Below are 15,839 nucleotides of genomic sequence, written 5' to 3' on the forward strand. Positions count from 1 at the left end.
TTAATAAAACAGCCGGGCCCCATTGAGGGACGGGGCCCGGTTGCAATATAAAAAGCCCGAAAATTTTACTCATTTTGGCGCAAAAAGCAATCTAAAGCGTAGATTGCCGGTAATTCGTTTTTGCACCATCACACTCTCGGACAGGTTTTACCGTGATCGGTAAATCGGCAAACCCGCCACAGCCTTGCTGCGGCGTGGTTTTAACGGCCTGGGAAGCCCGGCGGCATCATACCTTTCATGCCGCGCATCATCTTCGCCATTCCGCCTTTTTTCATCTTTTTCATCATGCGCTGCATATCGTCGAATTGTTTTAACAACCGATTAACATCCTGCACCTGCATGCCGGAGCCCATCGCAATACGACGTTTGCGTGACCCCTTGATAATTTCCGGCTTGGCACGCTCTTTCAGCGTCATTGAGTTAATGATCGCCTCCATGCGTACCAGCACTTTGTCATCCATCTGCGATTTGACGTTGTCTGGCAGTTGGCCAGCGCCCGGCAGTTTGCTCAGCATGCTGGCCATACCGCCCATATTACGCATCTGCTTAAGCTGGTCGAGGAAGTCGGTCAGATCGAAACCGTCGCCCTTCTTCAGCTTGCTAGCCAGTTTTTCCGCCTGTGCGCGGTCAACTTTGCTCTCGATATCTTCGATCAGCGACAGCACGTCGCCCATGCCGAGAATACGTGAGGCCACGCGATCCGGATGGAATGGCTCCAGCGCGTCGGTTTTCTCACCCACACCGAGGAATTTGATCGGTTTGCCAGTAATGTGGCGAATAGACAACGCCGCACCACCGCGCGCATCACCATCGACCTTGGTCAACACTACGCCGGTCAACGGCAGCGCTTCGTTAAAGGCCTTGGCGGTGTTGGCCGCATCCTGGCCGGTCATGGCGTCGACCACAAACAGGGTTTCCACCGGCTTGATCGCCGCATGTACCTGTTTGATTTCGTCCATCATCGCTTCATCTACGTGCAAGCGGCCCGCGGTATCGACGATCAGCACGTCGTAGAACTTCAGCTTGGCCTGTTGCAGCGCACGGTTAACGATGTCGATCGGTTTTTCTTTAACGTCTGACGGGAAGAAGTCGATGCCGACGCCTTCCGCCAGGGTTTCCAACTGCCGGATCGCCGCAGGGCGATACACGTCGGCAGAAACCACCAAGACTTTTTTCTTCTGCTTTTCTTTCAGGAACTTGCCGAGCTTGGCCACGCTGGTGGTTTTACCCGCACCTTGCAGGCCCGCCATCAGCACCACCGCCGGTGGCTGCGCCGCCAGGTTCAGCTCGGTGTTCACTTCGCCCATCGCGGCAATCAGCTCGCTCTTGACGATTTTGACGAATTCCTGGCCCGGCGTCAGGCTTTTGTTAACTTCATGCCCAACCGCGCTCTCTTTCACACGGTTGATGAAGTCACGCACGACCGGCAGCGCAACGTCCGCTTCCAGCAATGCCATACGCACTTCACGCAGGGTTTCTTTAATGTTCTCTTCGGTCAGCCGCCCGCGGCCGCTGATATTGCGCAGGGTGCGCGACAATCGATCGGTTAAATTTTCAAACATCGTCTCATGCTCAACGTAAGAGTCAGGCCGCAGTGGCGACACAATTGCGGCGATTATAACACGTTGCTACAACGATCTCTGCCTCAGCGTTGGAGATTGGTTGGAGTAGGGGCCGCTCAACGTTATACTGGCATTCCAATTAACCATGCCGATGCTAAATAACGCTATGCCAGTATTCTCTCTTGTGGCTTTGATGGCCTACCTGCTCAGCCTTGGACTGATCATTCCCAGTTTGTTGCGGAAGAATAGCGCATACCGTCGGCTGGCGCTGGTCTCGGCCGTGGTGGCGCTGGTCTGCCATGCCATTGCCCTTCAGCAGCGCATTTTTGACGTCAGCGCCGGGCAAAATCTCAGCCTGCTAAACATCGGCTCCATCGTTGGCCTGATTATCTGTTCGGTGATGACCTACGTCGCCTCCCGCGATCGCGGCTGGTTCCTGCTGCCAATCGTCTACAGCTTTGCAATGATTAACCTGGCGTTTGCCAGCTTTCTGCCTGGGGAGTTTATCACCCATCTGGAAGCCAGCCCGGAGTTGATGGTGCATATCGGCCTGGCGCTGTTCTCCTACTCCACCCTGATTATTGCCACGCTGTACGCCCTGCAACTCGCCTGGCTTGATTACCTGTTGAAACATAAAAAACTCAGTTTCAGTGCCGATATGCCGCCGCTGATGAGTATTGAGCGTAAGATGTTTCATATCACCCAGATCGGTGTGGTGCTGCTGACGCTGACGCTGTGTACCGGCCTGCTGTATATGGACAACCTGTTTAGCAAAGAGAACGTGCATAAGGCCGTGCTGTCCATCATGGCGTGGTTTGTTTATATCGTGCTGCTGTGGGGCCATTATCACGAGGGCTGGCGTGGCCGCCGCGTGGTCTGGTTCAGCTTTGCCGGCTCTTTTCTGCTTACCATGGCCTACTTCGGGAGCCGCCTGCTCCAGGAACTGATGATGGTGCGCTAAGTCTGGCCTGGCGCTCCATCGCCCCGCCGAGGCACTCTTCTCCCCCAACATAAGGAATACCGCGTTGGAGCACGTTTCGACAGAGACCCTCATTTTCATTTTGGTGATTATGGTCGTGGTCTCCGCTTATTTTTCAGCATCCGAAACCGGCATGATGACGCTCAACCGCTATCGTCTGCGCCACCTGTCCAAACAAGGCAACCGCGCCGCACGCCGGGTAGAAAAGCTGCTGCAAAAGCCTGACCGCCTGATTGGCCTGGTGCTGATTGGCAACAACCTGGTCAATATCCTGGCCTCTGCGCTGGGGACCATCGTCGGGATGCGCCTGTATGGCGATATTGGCGTGGCAATCGCCACCGGGGTGCTGACCTTTGTCGTGCTGCTGTTCGCCGAAGTGTTACCCAAAACCTTTGCCGCTCTCTATCCTGAACGAATTGCCTTCCCTAGCAGCTTCCTGCTGGCCCCGCTGCAAAAAGTCATGTTCCCACTGGTGTGGCTGCTCAATGGCATTACCACCCTGGTGCTGCGGATTTTCGGCATCCGCACCAACGTACGTATCAGCGGCGCGTTGAGCAAAGAGGAGCTGCGCACCATTGTAAACGAGTCCCAGTCGAAGATTTCGCGCCGTAATCAGGACATGCTGATTTCTGTACTGGATCTGGAGAAGGTGACGGTGGAAGACATCATGGTGCCGCGCAATGAGATCGTCGGGATTGATATCAACGACGACTGGAAATCGATCATGCGCCAGCTGACACACTCCCCACATGGCCGCATCGTGCTGTACCGCGATTCACTGGACGACTCCATCAGCATGCTGCGCGTACGCGAAGCCTACCGGCTGATGACCGAGAAAAAAGAGTTCAACAAAGAGAACCTGCTGCGGGCGGCCGATGAGATCTACTACGTGCCAGAGGGCACGCCACTCAACGTTCAACTGGTGAAATTCCAGCGTAACAAAGAGAAGGTCGGCATCGTGGTCGATGAGTATGGTGATATCCAGGGGCTGGTGACGGTTGAGGATATCCTCGAAGAAATCGTCGGCGACTTCACCACCTCAATGTCACCTACGCTGGCGGAAGAAGTCAATCCACAGAGCGATGGCTCGGTACTGATCGACGGCAGTGCCAACGTGCGTGAGCTGAACAAGGCCTTCAACTGGACGCTGCCAGCCACCGAGGCCAGAACCATCAACGGCATGCTGCTTGAAGAGCTGGAAGAGATCCCCAGCATCGGGACCAGGGTGCGCATCAGCCACTATGATATTGATATCCTCGACGTGCAGGACAATATGATCAAGCAGGTGCGCGTCACGCCGATAAAATCCTTACAGGCCAGCGTGCAGAACCACTAGATACAAGCCAAAGAAAAAGACGCTTTCGCGTCTTTTTTTCACTGCGTTTTTGCACCGAATCTAGATGTGCAACTCTTGCAGCTTATCTTTCGGCAGCGCCAGCTCTTCGTTATGGTTCACTACCACGCCGTGCTCAAGAATATGCTTGGCAATTTCCTGCGCCTCTTCCAGCGAGTGCATATGGTAGGTACCGCATTGGAACTCATTGAGTTCAGGGATCTTGCGCTGGTCAGTCACCTTCAAGACGTCAGCCATCGCGGCTTGCCAGGCATCGGCCACGCGCTGCTCTTCCGGTACGCCAATCAGGCTCATATAAAAACCAGTACGGCAGCCCATTGGCGAGATATCGATGATCTCCACGCCGTTGCCGTTCAGATGGTCTCGCATGAAGCCAGCGAACAGATGTTCCAAGGTATGGATCCCACGCTCTGGCATCACTTCCAGATTCGGGCGACAGAAACGCAGATCGAATACGGTAATGGTATCCCCATGAGGGGTTTGCATGGTTTTAGCAACGCGGACAGCCGGCGCCGCCATGCGAGTATGATCTACGGTAAAGCTATCCAGCAGTGGCATGTCATCACCTCTTGGTAAAATGAATTTATTTCGAAACTTTTTTCGTACCGATGAAACCTTTTCCAACCCTGCGGGTCTTAATCTATGAAAGACGCGCATTTGTTATCATCATCACTGTTTTCAGAGATGTGTATTTGGCCACAGTGATGTGGCCTTTTTCTTTTTCAGCCCCCGCCGTTTTCCTTCAGGAACTGTTCAAAGCTTAGCGTATCACTGGCTTCTATGTCGCGCTGGCGCTGCCACGAGGCTTGCTGCTCCTGAGCGAGTTGCTCTTCGGTCAGCAGTTCCAACGGCTCCGCAATCAGCATTTTGCGATATTTTTCCGCCAGTTCCAGGCCAACGTTACCGGTGCCTTGCGCTTTCATTTCCTTGAGGATACGGGCCGAGAACGTCAGCTCCGGATCGTCAAACGCCGCCACCAGTTGTTCACACACCTGCTGATATTGTCGATCGCCCGCCTCGCTATCCAACACTTCGGCCACGCGCTTCAGATCGCCAAACAGCGCTTTGCCGACCTTATCCAACGGTTCACGAGTATCGTTACAGCCGATGCCAATGGTTTGGCCTGGTTTACGCCCTTCCAGGATCACCCGGTTCCAGTTTTTACGAGTGCATAGCAACTCATCGCTGCTCATTTCTGGCGCATCCGCCAATACGCACCACACCAGGAACAGATCCAGGAAACGCGCCTGCACCGCATCCACACCGATTGGCGAGAATGGGTTGATGTCCAGCGAGCGCACCTCGATATATTCGATACCGCCGCGTAACAGCGCATCTGACGGTGTCTCACCGCTGTGGGTGACGCGTTTTGGCCGGATCGGGGCATAGAGTTCGTTTTCGATCTGCAACACGTTGCTGTTAAGTTGCAGATAACGATCGCCCTCTTTCACTCCCAGCTTGGCATAGTCTTCTGAAGGCGTCGCAATAGCGCGTTTCAGACCTTGCACATAGGTTTGCAGATCGTTAAAGGTAATGCCCAGATTGCTCTGCGACTTATTGGTATAGCCCAGATCGCTCAGGCGCAGCGAGGTGGCATAAGGCAAATAGCACATGCCCCGTTCATTGCGCTCAAACGGCAAATCGGTTTCCCGGCCTTTGAGGAACGAGGAACAGATGGCTGGCGATGCCCCGAACAGATATGGGATCACCCAACCAAAGCGGTAGTAGTTGCGGATCAGGCGGAAATATCCCGCAGAGATCTGCTCTTTGCCACTCTCTTCATCCTCAACGCCAGCCCACGCCTGCCAAAACTCCAGCGGCAGAGAGAAGTTGTAGTGCACCCCGGAAATGGTTTGCATCAACGCGCCGTAGCGGTTCTTCAACCCTTCACGGTACAGCGTTTTCATCCGGCCAATGTTGGAGGTGCCAAATTGCGCCAATTCGATATCCTGCTCGGCGTTGATAAAGCACGGCATGCTCAACGGCCACATGCGCTCATCACCCAGATTGCGCGCCACGTGACGATGGATATCGCGCAGGAACGTCAGCAAGTGATCGAGGTCATCATCAACCGGTGTAATAAATTCTAGCAGCGCCTCGGCAAAGTCCGTGGTGATCCAATGGTGCGTTAATGCCGCCCCCAGTTGTTCTGGATGACCCGTACTGGCAAGCGTGCCATCCGCGGTTACCCGCAGTGTTTCACGCTCAATACCGCGCCGGATCCCTTTTAATGCATGAGGGTGGGCTTCCAACCAAGAAAGCGCCTGTGATACGTCCGGGATCAAATTGACCTCCCGCTTCTAAAAACGATAGCTGTAAGCATACTGAATCCGCTCCCTAGAGAATATTGAGTTATATTCACTTGGTTAATGCCACCAGGCGATACCCTGCAGCGTAATCATCGTCAAGATGATGTAACGCAACGCTTTTCCGATACACAGAAACAGCGTAACGGCGCCCCATGGCATGCGCAGCCAGCCTGCCAACACGCACAATAAATCGCCCACAACCGGCACCCAACTGAGCAACAGCGCAGCCGGGCCAAAGCGTTGTAACCAACCAAGAGCCGTTTCCAGCCCGCGTTGTGGTTTCAACGCCGGTAACAGGCGCCCGATAATGACGTTGGTCAACCCACCCAGGGTATTTCCCAACGTTGCAGCCAGCACCAGTAAACCTGGTGAAGCGCTGCTGTTGGTCAACAACGCAACCAACACGATCTCTGAATTGCCAGGCAACAGCGTCGCACTAAGGAAGCTGCTGCCAAACAGCGACATGACCGCCAGCGTACTACTCACAGCGTGCGAACGTCTACCACGGCCATATTGGCGCTTCTGGCGGCCTGAATGCCGAAATCGGCATCTTCAAACACCACGCAGTGTTCAGGAGGTACGCCGATCAACTCCGCACAGCGCAGGAAGGTATCCGGCTCCGGCTTGTGGCGTTGAACATCATCAGCCCCGACGATGGCATCAAAGCAGTCGAGCAGCCCTAAATGACGCAGCAACATCTCCGCCATCCGGTGCTCACTGCCCGTCCCTACCGCCATGGGACGGCGGCCATGATAAGACTTCACCACCTCAATCAGCGGTAACGGACGCACCGTGTCTAATAGCATGCTTTCTACCGCGCGGGTTTTCTCGGCGGCCAGCTGATGAGGATCGAGATCGGCCTGATGTGCGGCAATCACCGCCTGAGCAATGCGCCAGGTAGGTGAGCCGTTCAGCCCTGTCATGGCGGCCGCATCAAACTTCATTCCGTAACGTGCCAACACCTCGTGCCACGCCTTGAGATGCGTCGGCTCGGTGTCCAGAATGGTACCGTCCATGTCGAAGATCAGACCCTGATAGCGATCGTACATCGTGACTCCATGACCATTGAGCAAAGAAAGCTACTTTAGCGTAAAGCCGGAAGGTTGTCGCTGCCAGAGCATGACGGAAAATGCGGTGTAGAAGAGAGCTTATAAGAAGCAAAGACGGAAGTTGGAAAGCAGAAAACGAAAAACCCGCCGAAGCGGGTTTCTCTATAAAATGGTGCATCCAGGAGGACTATTCAGCGCAATCCTGCGCTTCGCCCGTTGGGCCGTTGGGCCGTTGCAGTGCAACATTATCCTCCCTAGTGCTACCTTCCATATTGTCTCTATCTACAAATTAGCGTTTGCGATAAGTACATTATAATATGGTGCATCCAGGAGGATTCGAACCTCCGACCGCTCGGTTCGTAGCCGAGTACTCTATCCAGCTGAGCTATGGATGCAGTTTTATTTTTTAGCGATGGGTTTCGTTCCGTGAAACTTCACTTGAAGAATGGTGCATCCAGGAGGATTCGAACCTCCGACCGCTCGGTTCGTAGCCGAGTACTCTATCCAGCTGAGCTATGGATGCACAGGAATTCTTTTTTGATACCGTATGGTATGTCGTTACTACCCCACCATACTGCAAAATATGGTGCATCCAGGAGGATTCGAACCTCCGACCGCTCGGTTCGTAGCCGAGTACTCTATCCAGCTGAGCTATGGATGCAAATGGCGGTGAGGCGGGGATTCGAACCCCGGATGCAGCTTTTGACCGCATACTCCCTTAGCAGGGGAGCGCCTTCAGCCTCTCGGCCACCTCACCAGTACGCTTCTTGCGAATCGTGCCTAACTTGCTTTAGAGAAGCTCATCGGCACTGCGTGGCGCACATATTACTTTCGTGGGTTTATAAGTCAAACAATTTTTCCCAACTCTTGCGCGTTTGCACAAATCACAGGCAACATGGGTGATTTCGCGGCAAAAAGAGTGCTTTATCAACAAGAAAATGCCGTGCTACCGCGGATAAGAGTTTGATCGCAGGAGAAAGATTATTGGCAAAAAAGTGGGGGAGATGACAACAAGTGTGAAAAGAAGGAGGAAAGCGGGTCAAGAAAAGCAAGAAGCGTCTCGTTATAAAACGAGACGCTACTTAGAAATCAGTAAGTCGTCTGTTGAGACTTCTCGGCCTGGATGCGCTGGTAGATTTCTTCGCGGTGAACAGACACCTCTTTGGGGGCATTCACACCAATACGAACTTGGTTGCCTTTAACCCCTAGCACTGTGACCGTAACCTCATCGCCAATCATGAGGGTTTCACCAACTCGACGAGTCAGAATTAACATTCTTTGCTCCTTGAAAGATTAAAAGAGTCGGGTCTCTCAGTTTCCCCGCCATTATCCATTATATGCAGTGAAAACGTAAGTCAAGAACCCACAATAAATGTAAGCAGACTTGGTGTCACTCCAGATTAAGAATAAGTTTAGCCGACCTGGAAAACTTTGTTCCCGCAATTGTCACTACATTGTGTTAGCACAGTCTAAAAACGCCATAAGCCACAGTGGCTTACGGCGTCAGTAACGCGCCTATTTATTTATATTCACAGTTTCGCGGCCACCCAGGCCTCTACGCTGTTTAATGCCGCAGGCAAGGCGCTGGCATCACTGCCCCCAGCCATTGCCATATCAGGGCGTCCACCGCCCTTGCCGCCAACCTGCTGTGCGATGTTGCCGATCAGCTCGCCGGCCTTAACCCGGTCGGTCAGATCTTTGGTAACACCCGCAATCAGGCTGACTTTGCCTTCTTCCACCGTGGCCAACACGATGATCGCAGAACCCAGCTGATTTTTAAGATCGTCAACCATGGTACGCATGATCTTCGGCTCTACGTTATCCAACTGACTGACCAACAGCTTCACGCCATTGACCAGTTTGGCTTGACTCGACAGTGAAGCACTTTCCTGCGCAGCTTGCTGGTCTTTCAGCTGTTGCAGTTCTTTTTCCAGCGCACGAGTGCGATCGAGCACCGCACGCACCTTATCACTCAGGTTATTGCTGTCACCCTTCACCAGGTGAGCAACATCCTGTAACAAGTCACTCTGTTGATGCAAGGTCGCTATCGCCCCTTCACCCGTCACAGCTTCAATACGACGGATACCGGCTGCGGTACCAGACTCACTTTGGATGCGGAACAGGCCGATGTCACCGGTACGGTTGGCATGCGTACCGCCACACAGTTCGGTAGAGAAATCGCCCATAGTCAAAACACGCACGTGGTCATCGTACTTCTCGCCAAACAGTGCCATCGCGCCCTTCTCTTTGGCATCATCCAACGCCATCACTTCGGTCTGCACCGACAGGTTACGACGGATCTGCTGGTTAACCAAATCTTCTACCGCGCGGATTTGTTCTGGTTTCATCGCTTCGGAGTGCGAGAAGTCAAAACGCAGGTACTTGTCGTTAACCAACGAGCCTTTTTGCGCTACGTGCTCCCCCAGGATCTGGCGCAATGCCGCATGCAACAGGTGAGTAGCGGAGTGGTTCAGGCGGATACGGTTACGGCGTTCGCTGTCGATCACCGCATCAACGCGGTCATTCAGCTTCAGCGAACCGCTAGCCAGCTTGCCCAGGTGACCGATAGCCTGGCCATATTTCTGCGCATCGCTCACTACGAATTCACTACCGGCCGCTTTCAGCACGCCTTTATCGCCAACCTGGCCACCCGATTCGCCATAGAATGGCGTTTCGTCCAACACCACCACGGCCTCTTCACCCGCATGGATCTCATCCACCGGCTGACCATCACGGAACAGAGCGGTCACTTTCGCCTGTTGCTCTTCGCGATCGTAACCATTGAACTGGCTTGCGCCGTCAACACGGATCAGGCTGTTGTAGTCCGCGCCAAAACCGCTGGACTCACGCGCACGGCGGCGTTGAGCCTCCATCGCCAGCTCAAAGCCTTGCTCATCAACCTTAAGGCCACGCTCACGGCAGACGTCGGCGGTCAGATCCACCGGGAAACCGTAGGTATCATACAAACGGAATGCCGTTTCGCCATCCAGGGTATCGCCCTGCAGCTTGGCCAGTTCGTCATCCAGCAGCGCCAAACCGCGCTCCAGCGTACGAGCAAACTGTTCTTCTTCGGATTTCAGTACCTGCTCAACCTGTGCCTGCTGACGTTTCAGTTCTTCGGCAGCCGGGCCCATCACTTCGATCAACGGAGCAACCAGCTTGTAGAAGAAGGTATCCTTCGCGCCCAACATGTTGCCATGACGGATCGCGCGGCGAATGATACGGCGCAGCACGTAGCCACGGTTTTCATTCGACGGGATCACACCATCGGCGATCAGGAAAGCACAAGAACGGATATGGTCCGCAATCACGCGCAGCGACTTGTTACCCATATCGGTTGCGCCGGTCAGTTTAGCGACGGCGGCAATCAGGGTGGTGAACAGATCGATTTCGTAGTTGGAATTGACATGTTGCAGCACCGCAGCGATACGCTCGAGGCCCATACCGGTATCCACCGAAGGCTTCGGCAACGGCAGCATGGTGCCATCAGACTGGCGGTTGAACTGCATGAACACGATGTTCCAGATCTCGATATAGCGATCGCCATCTTCTTCCGGGCTACCCGGAGGGCCACCCCAGATATGGTCACCGTGATCGAAGAAGATCTCGGTGCACGGGCCGCATGGGCCGGTGTCGCCCATCTGCCAGAAGTTATCGGAAGCAAAGGCCGCGCCTTTGTTATCGCCGATGCGGATGATACGTTCCGCAGGCACGCCAATCTGCTTCTGCCAGATGTCGAAAGCTTCGTCATCGGTTTCATAGACGGTGACCCACAGCTTTTCTTTCGGTAGGTTGAACCAGTTTTCACCGGTCAGTAGTTCCCACGCGTAGCTGATGGCATCGTGCTTGAAATAGTCACCGAAGCTAAAGTTGCCCAACATTTCAAAGAAAGTATGGTGACGGGCGGTATAGCCGACGTTTTCCAGGTCGTTGTGCTTGCCACCGGCACGCACGCAACGTTGTGAAGTGGTGGCACGCGAGTAGGCGCGCTTGTCCAGCCCCAGGAAAACGTCTTTAAATTGGTTCATGCCGGCATTGGTAAACAGCAATGTCGGATCATTGTTAGGTACCAGGGAGCTGCTTGCTACAACCTGGTGGCCTTTACTATGAAAGAAATCGAGAAACGCTTGACGGATCTCAGCGGTGCTCTTGCTCATAATTTTCCCGGAAAGACTAGAATAACGATGCGTGAAAGAGGCTCGACATCCTGACGATATCCTCTGGCTCACGAACTAAATGTGGGGATAAGATAAATTTTCTTCGGGGGGAAGTAAAACGCCGTGTGCATTCATTGCTCAAAATCACGGTAAATCGACTGAATTTCTTCCTGGAAGAAGCCGCGATAGAGCAGATAGCGCAACACCTTGGCTTTCTCTTTCCATTCTACCGGTAACGGATCGCCAAATTTGCGCAGCGCGATCTCCCTGGCTTGCTCACACCAGTCGATTTCGCATTCTGCCAAGGCATCCTGCACCATCTCTTTATCCACGCCCTTTTGCATCAGTTCTGAGCGAATGCGTTGCGCGCCATATCCCTTGCGGCTGCGGCTGGCGATAAAGCTATTGGCGAAACGCCGATCGTCCAGCCAGTTATGCTGGTAGCAATAGCTAATCACCTGTTCAATGATTGCGGGATCGACGGGTTCTTCGGGGGGAGTTGTAGGGGATTTGCTACCGAATCTGGCGTTCGCCATAAATGGCGGCGCCGCAAGTTTGCGGCGCAGTTCGGCTTCACTATGATCGCGTTGTGACAATAGCCGCATCGCACGGCTAATCAACGTATTTTGCTGATTACCAACAGATTGGGAACCTACATCATTCATATCTGCAAGCCTTGGTGATCGGTATACGCCCTAAGGGGCGTATACCCACCGGCAAAGATTAAAACTCTTCGCTGGTTTCTGCTTCGTTGTCATCGGCCTTCTCGGCACTGGCAGCAGCCGGTTCACCATTGCTGTGCAGCAACAGGTCACGCAGTTTTTTATCCAGTTCCGCAGCAATGGCCGGGTTTTCTTTCAGGAAGTTACAGGCATTGGACTTACCCTGACCAATCTTCTCACCGTTGTAGCTGTACCAGGCACCGGCCTTCTCGATCATCTTGTGTTTCACACCCAGATCGACCAATTCGCCACGGCTGTTGATCCCTTCGCCATACAGGATCTGGAACTCTGCCTGTTTGAACGGCGCAGCGATTTTGTTCTTCACCACTTTCACGCGGGTTTCGCTGCCGATAACTTCATCACCTTCTTTGATCGCACCGATACGGCGGATATCCAGACGGACAGAAGCGTAGAACTTCAGGGCGTTACCCCCGGTGGTGGTTTCCGGGTTACCGAACATCACGCCAATTTTCATACGGATCTGGTTGATGAAGATCAGCAAGGTGTTGGCGTTCTTCAGGTTACCGGCCAATTTACGCATGGCCTGGCTCATCATTCGTGCCGCCAGCCCCATATGTGAGTCACCGATTTCACCTTCGATTTCCGCCTTCGGCGTCAGCGCCGCTACGGAGTCGACGATGATGACGTCAACCGCGCCGGAACGGGTCAGCGCATCACAGATTTCCAGCGCCTGCTCACCGGTATCCGGCTGAGAACACAGCAGATTGTCGATATCCACGCCCAGTTTCTTGGCGTAGATAGGATCCAGCGCATGTTCGGCATCGATAAACGCACAGGTTTTACCTTCGCGCTGCGCAGCGGCAATAACTTGCAGAGTCAGGGTGGTTTTACCGGAGGATTCCGGGCCATAAATCTCGACGATACGGCCCATTGGCAAGCCGCCTGCGCCCAGTGCGATATCGAGTGACAGCGAGCCGGTGGAGATCGTTTCTACGTCCATGGAGCGGTCTTCACCCAGACGCATGATGGAGCCTTTGCCGAACTGTTTCTCAATCTGGCCCAGTGCTGCAGCTAACGCCTTTTGCTTGTTCTCATCAATAGCCATTTTTGCTCCTTCGTTGCGCAATGTCAGAGTGACTCACATTGCCGCTGAATGTATGTTGTGCAGGAAATTGTCGCTAATTATACTGTATGGTCATACAGTATCAAGCCTAATTTTACAAAAATTCATCAAGCGCCGTTTGCAGCGCATAAAGGGTTGCCTGCAGGCGCACCGCATCGCGATCGCCGGTAAATTGCATTTTGCGTGCCAGCACCCGGCCGGAACGTTCGGCAAAACCAAACCAGACGGTACCTACCGGTTTTTCCACACTGCCACCGTCTGGGCCAGCAATGCCGCTGACCGAAAGCGCCAGATCGGCCTTGGCTGCGTGCATCGCGCCCTGCGCCATCTCGCGCACCACTTCCTCACTGACCGCGCCATGAGCCTGCAAGGTCGCTTCCGCCACCCCTAGCAGTTCATGCTTTGCCGCGTTGCTGTACGTGACAAAGCCGCGATCGAAATAGGCCGAGCTGCCGGCGATATCGGTGATTGCCTTGGCAATACCGCCGCCCGTACAGGACTCTGCGCAGCTGATCCAACGCCCATCGGCCTTTAGCCTTTGCCCGACGGCAATACTGAGCTCACGCAACCGCTTCTCACTCATGGCCTCTCCTTTTAATCAATCAAGGTATATGCGCCTGATGGTAGCATTTATCAAGCCTCTACGGCATTTTACCGGCCGAAATGCCAAGCGCTTCGCAGTGCTGCGGTTTTAAGCCGTTGTACTAACTGCTAGTATCGGGGATACGTCCAGCTTGTTGCGGCAAACCCGTTTGCCTCAATCTTCGACTAAAACAGGAAGGCCGAGTGAAAAAAACGTTAGGTGTATTCTTTCCGCTGTATACCACCACCCTGCTGATGCTGCTGGGTTCCGGGTTACTGACCACCTACATTTCCCTGCGGTTAACCTCCATCAACGTCAGTGGCGCCCTGATCGGGGCCATTATCGCCGCCAACTACATCGGCCTGGTGATCGGCGGCAAGGTCGGCCACTTTCTGATTGCCCGCGTAGGGCATATCCGCGCCTATGTCTCCTGCGCCGGGATCATTACCGCTGCGGTGCTGGGCCACGGCCTGACGGAATACATCCCGGTTTGGGTGGTGCTGCGGCTGATTATCGGCCTGTGTATGATGTGCCAGTACATGGTGCTGGAGAGCTGGCTGAACGATCAGTCCGAATCCAATCAGCGCGGCATGGTATTCGGCTTTTATATGGCGGCCTCCTACCTTGGCATGTCGCTGGGGCAGATCGTATTGATGCTGCAAGCCAACCTTGGCATCAGCACATTGCTGCTCATCGCGCTGTGTTTTTCCCTCTGCCTGGTGCCGATCGCCCTGACAACCCGCACTAATGCCCGGCATATGTCGCCCGCTCCCATGGAACTGCGCTATTTTGTGCACGCTATCCCTAAAGTGTTGGCCACCACGCTGGTGATCGGCATGGTGGTAGGCTCCTTCTATGGGCTGGCACCGGTATATGCCAGCCAGCAGGCATTAACCACTCAGCAAACCGGCCTGTTTATGGCCATTGCTATCTTTGCCGGGCTGGTGGCACAGTTTCCGCTGAGCTGGTTGTCAGACCGTTACAACCGCACGCTGCTGATGCGCGTTAACGCACTACTGCTGGTGATTGCCGCCTTACCGCTGGCCCTATTGCCTCATATCGATTTCCCGGTATTACTGATCGTCGGCTTCATGGTCAGCATGTTGCAGTTCACCCTGTATCCACTGGCGGTAGCGCTGGCCAACGACATGATTGAGCCAGAACGCCGCGTCTCCCTGGCCGCCTGTCTGCTCATGGCGTTTGGCGTGGGAGCCAGCATCGGGCCGCTGGCCGTCGGTGCGCTGATCCAGCCTTTGGGTGGGAATATCCTGTACGTGTTTTTCGCACTGTGTGGTCTGTTGATTATGGCCTGCAGCAGAACGGTGAAACAGGATGAGTCGCAGTTTGTACAGGATGCGCCAGTGCCCCATATCGCCATGCCAGACAGCCTCTCCAGTTCCCCACTTTCCCCGGCATTAAATCCGACGTTCGATGAGCAGACCATTCAAGATACAATGCCCGCGCCGGAGGCCGCTCCCGATCCGCTAGCAGAAGCTCCGTTGGCGGAACCGCTGCCGGAAGAAGAGCCTGCCCATCCTCAAGGTGCAGACCCCGAAGAAGACACCGGTCTGAAAAAAGCCTACACCATGCTATAGGTCAGCCAGGCGTGGTCCGCCACGCCCCACCCTATAACATGAAGGTTTTCTTATGCGGCCCCATAAAATCAGTAGCATAACTTATAAATAAATAATCTTTACTTCACAGTTTCAAAAAATACCCCTTTATTATTCCGCAGATAAGTGCCAATAAAACCCTCAATAACCGTTAGTTTTGTCATGTAATGGCCTTATTTATCCCTCTCGGTAGCACCAACTTTAAAATAAGTACAACCCTCGAAATAAAAAAGTTAACCAATTGATTTTGTATAATTTTATTTTTATTCATCGATAGGGTAACAGGTAAGTAAAATGCAGTTTATCTTAAAAAAAATAAAGTGACCGGGTAGTTTTAGAAACCATTAATTTCATATGGATACTAATCCACCCTGGCAGATAAGAATTTTTATCAATAACAAGCAGGCACAATAATCATTGCCACCTA

13 protein-coding genes and 4 tRNA genes are annotated in these 15,839 nt (G+C 53.7%); 3 read left to right on the forward strand and 14 right to left on the reverse strand.

Annotation, left to right across the window (positions count from 1 at the left end):
- Positions 1–200 precede the first annotated feature (200 nt).
- Entirely contained in the window at positions 201–1,562 is a 1,362-nt protein-coding gene (ffh, locus tag A6U95_RS28440; RefSeq protein WP_021182183.1) for a signal recognition particle protein, read from the reverse strand.
- Between the two features lie 166 nt (positions 1,563–1,728).
- Between ffh and A6U95_RS28445 the strand changes: the two genes are divergently transcribed.
- On the forward strand, positions 1,729–2,523 hold the full coding sequence (locus A6U95_RS28445; protein ID WP_024530732.1) for an inner membrane protein YpjD: 795 nt from the start codon (positions 1,729–1,731) through the stop codon (positions 2,521–2,523).
- Between the two features lie 64 nt (positions 2,524–2,587).
- On the forward strand, positions 2,588–3,877 hold the full coding sequence (locus A6U95_RS28450) for an HlyC/CorC family transporter (protein WP_065686946.1): 1,290 nt from the start codon (positions 2,588–2,590) through the stop codon (positions 3,875–3,877).
- Between the two features lie 60 nt (positions 3,878–3,937).
- Here A6U95_RS28450 and luxS read toward each other — a convergent pair whose 3' ends face one another.
- From luxS to pncC, 13 genes are all read right to left on the reverse strand, one after another.
- A complete protein-coding gene (luxS, locus tag A6U95_RS28455; RefSeq protein WP_021182180.1) occupies positions 3,938–4,453 on the reverse strand; it encodes an S-ribosylhomocysteine lyase in 516 nt (171 codons plus the stop codon).
- 164 nt (positions 4,454–4,617) lie between these two features.
- On the reverse strand, positions 4,618–6,180 hold the full coding sequence (gene gshA, locus A6U95_RS28460) for a glutamate--cysteine ligase (protein ID WP_065686947.1): 1,563 nt from the start codon (positions 6,178–6,180) through the stop codon (positions 4,618–4,620).
- An 81-nt stretch (positions 6,181–6,261) separates the two neighbouring features.
- Positions 6,262–6,690, reverse strand: coding sequence for a YqaA family protein (locus tag A6U95_RS28465; protein ID WP_024530730.1), 429 nt, complete (start codon positions 6,688–6,690; stop codon positions 6,262–6,264).
- Positions 6,687–7,253 (reverse strand): fructose-1-phosphate/6-phosphogluconate phosphatase, encoded by a 567-nt coding sequence (gene yqaB, locus A6U95_RS28470; RefSeq protein WP_065686948.1) that lies wholly within the window; start codon positions 7,251–7,253, stop codon positions 6,687–6,689. The genes A6U95_RS28465 and yqaB overlap by 4 nt, the downstream gene beginning before the upstream one ends.
- Before the next feature lie 318 nt (positions 7,254–7,571).
- Positions 7,572–7,648, reverse strand: a tRNA-Arg gene (locus tag A6U95_RS28475).
- A 51-nt stretch (positions 7,649–7,699) separates the two neighbouring features.
- Positions 7,700–7,776, reverse strand: a tRNA-Arg gene (locus A6U95_RS28480).
- Positions 7,777–7,837: 61 nt separating this feature from the next.
- Positions 7,838–7,914: transfer RNA gene (locus A6U95_RS28485), tRNA-Arg, on the reverse strand.
- Between the two features lie 3 nt (positions 7,915–7,917).
- A tRNA-Ser gene (locus A6U95_RS28490) sits at positions 7,918–8,010 on the reverse strand.
- A gap of 332 nt (positions 8,011–8,342) precedes the next feature.
- Entirely contained in the window at positions 8,343–8,528 is a 186-nt protein-coding gene (gene csrA / locus A6U95_RS28495; protein WP_004091602.1) for a carbon storage regulator CsrA, read from the reverse strand.
- Positions 8,529–8,782: 254 nt separating this feature from the next.
- On the reverse strand, positions 8,783–11,410 hold the full coding sequence (gene alaS, locus A6U95_RS28500) for an alanine--tRNA ligase (RefSeq protein WP_065686949.1): 2,628 nt from the start codon (positions 11,408–11,410) through the stop codon (positions 8,783–8,785).
- Between the two features lie 131 nt (positions 11,411–11,541).
- The gene (gene recX, locus A6U95_RS28505; RefSeq protein WP_065686950.1) at positions 11,542–12,075 is read right to left on the reverse strand and encodes a recombination regulator RecX; all 534 of its coding nucleotides are present in this window, start codon (positions 12,073–12,075) and stop codon (positions 11,542–11,544) included.
- Between the two features lie 58 nt (positions 12,076–12,133).
- On the reverse strand, positions 12,134–13,198 hold the full coding sequence (gene recA / locus A6U95_RS28510; protein ID WP_065686951.1) for a recombinase RecA: 1,065 nt from the start codon (positions 13,196–13,198) through the stop codon (positions 12,134–12,136).
- Positions 13,199–13,310: 112 nt separating this feature from the next.
- A complete protein-coding gene (gene pncC / locus A6U95_RS28515) occupies positions 13,311–13,799 on the reverse strand; it encodes a nicotinamide-nucleotide amidase (RefSeq protein ID WP_065686952.1) in 489 nt (162 codons plus the stop codon).
- A 203-nt stretch (positions 13,800–14,002) separates the two neighbouring features.
- Here pncC and A6U95_RS28520 point away from each other — a divergent pair, with 203 nt between their 5' ends.
- Complete coding sequence (locus tag A6U95_RS28520) at positions 14,003–15,394, forward strand: MFS transporter (protein WP_065686953.1); 1,392 nt, start codon at positions 14,003–14,005, stop codon at positions 15,392–15,394.
- Positions 15,395–15,839 lie beyond the last annotated feature (445 nt).

The organism is Serratia sp. 14-2641, assembly GCF_001692375.1.
Lineage (GTDB): Bacteria > Pseudomonadota > Gammaproteobacteria > Enterobacterales > Enterobacteriaceae > Chania > Chania fonticola_C.

Bases quoted from the DNA above. Each gene is read 5' to 3' on its own strand.
- ffh (WP_021182183.1), bottom strand. From the start codon at position 1,562: ATGTTTGAAAATTTAACCGATCGATTGTCGCGCACCCTGCGCAATATC.
- A6U95_RS28445 (WP_024530732.1), top strand. From the start codon at position 1,729: ATGCCAGTATTCTCTCTTGTGGCTTTGATGGCCTACCTGCTCAGCCTT.
- luxS (WP_021182180.1), bottom strand. From the start codon at position 4,453: ATGCCACTGCTGGATAGCTTTACCGTAGATCATACTCGCATGGCGGCG.
- yqaB (WP_065686948.1), bottom strand. From the start codon at position 7,253: ATGTACGATCGCTATCAGGGTCTGATCTTCGACATGGACGGTACCATT.
- csrA (WP_004091602.1), bottom strand. From the start codon at position 8,528: ATGTTAATTCTGACTCGTCGAGTTGGTGAAACCCTCATGATTGGCGAT.
- alaS (WP_065686949.1), bottom strand. From the start codon at position 11,410: ATGAGCAAGAGCACCGCTGAGATCCGTCAAGCGTTTCTCGATTTCTTT.
- recX (WP_065686950.1), bottom strand. From the start codon at position 12,075: ATGAATGATGTAGGTTCCCAATCTGTTGGTAATCAGCAAAATACGTTG.
- recA (WP_065686951.1), bottom strand. From the start codon at position 13,198: ATGGCTATTGATGAGAACAAGCAAAAGGCGTTAGCTGCAGCACTGGGC.
- pncC (WP_065686952.1), bottom strand. From the start codon at position 13,799: ATGAGTGAGAAGCGGTTGCGTGAGCTCAGTATTGCCGTCGGGCAAAGG.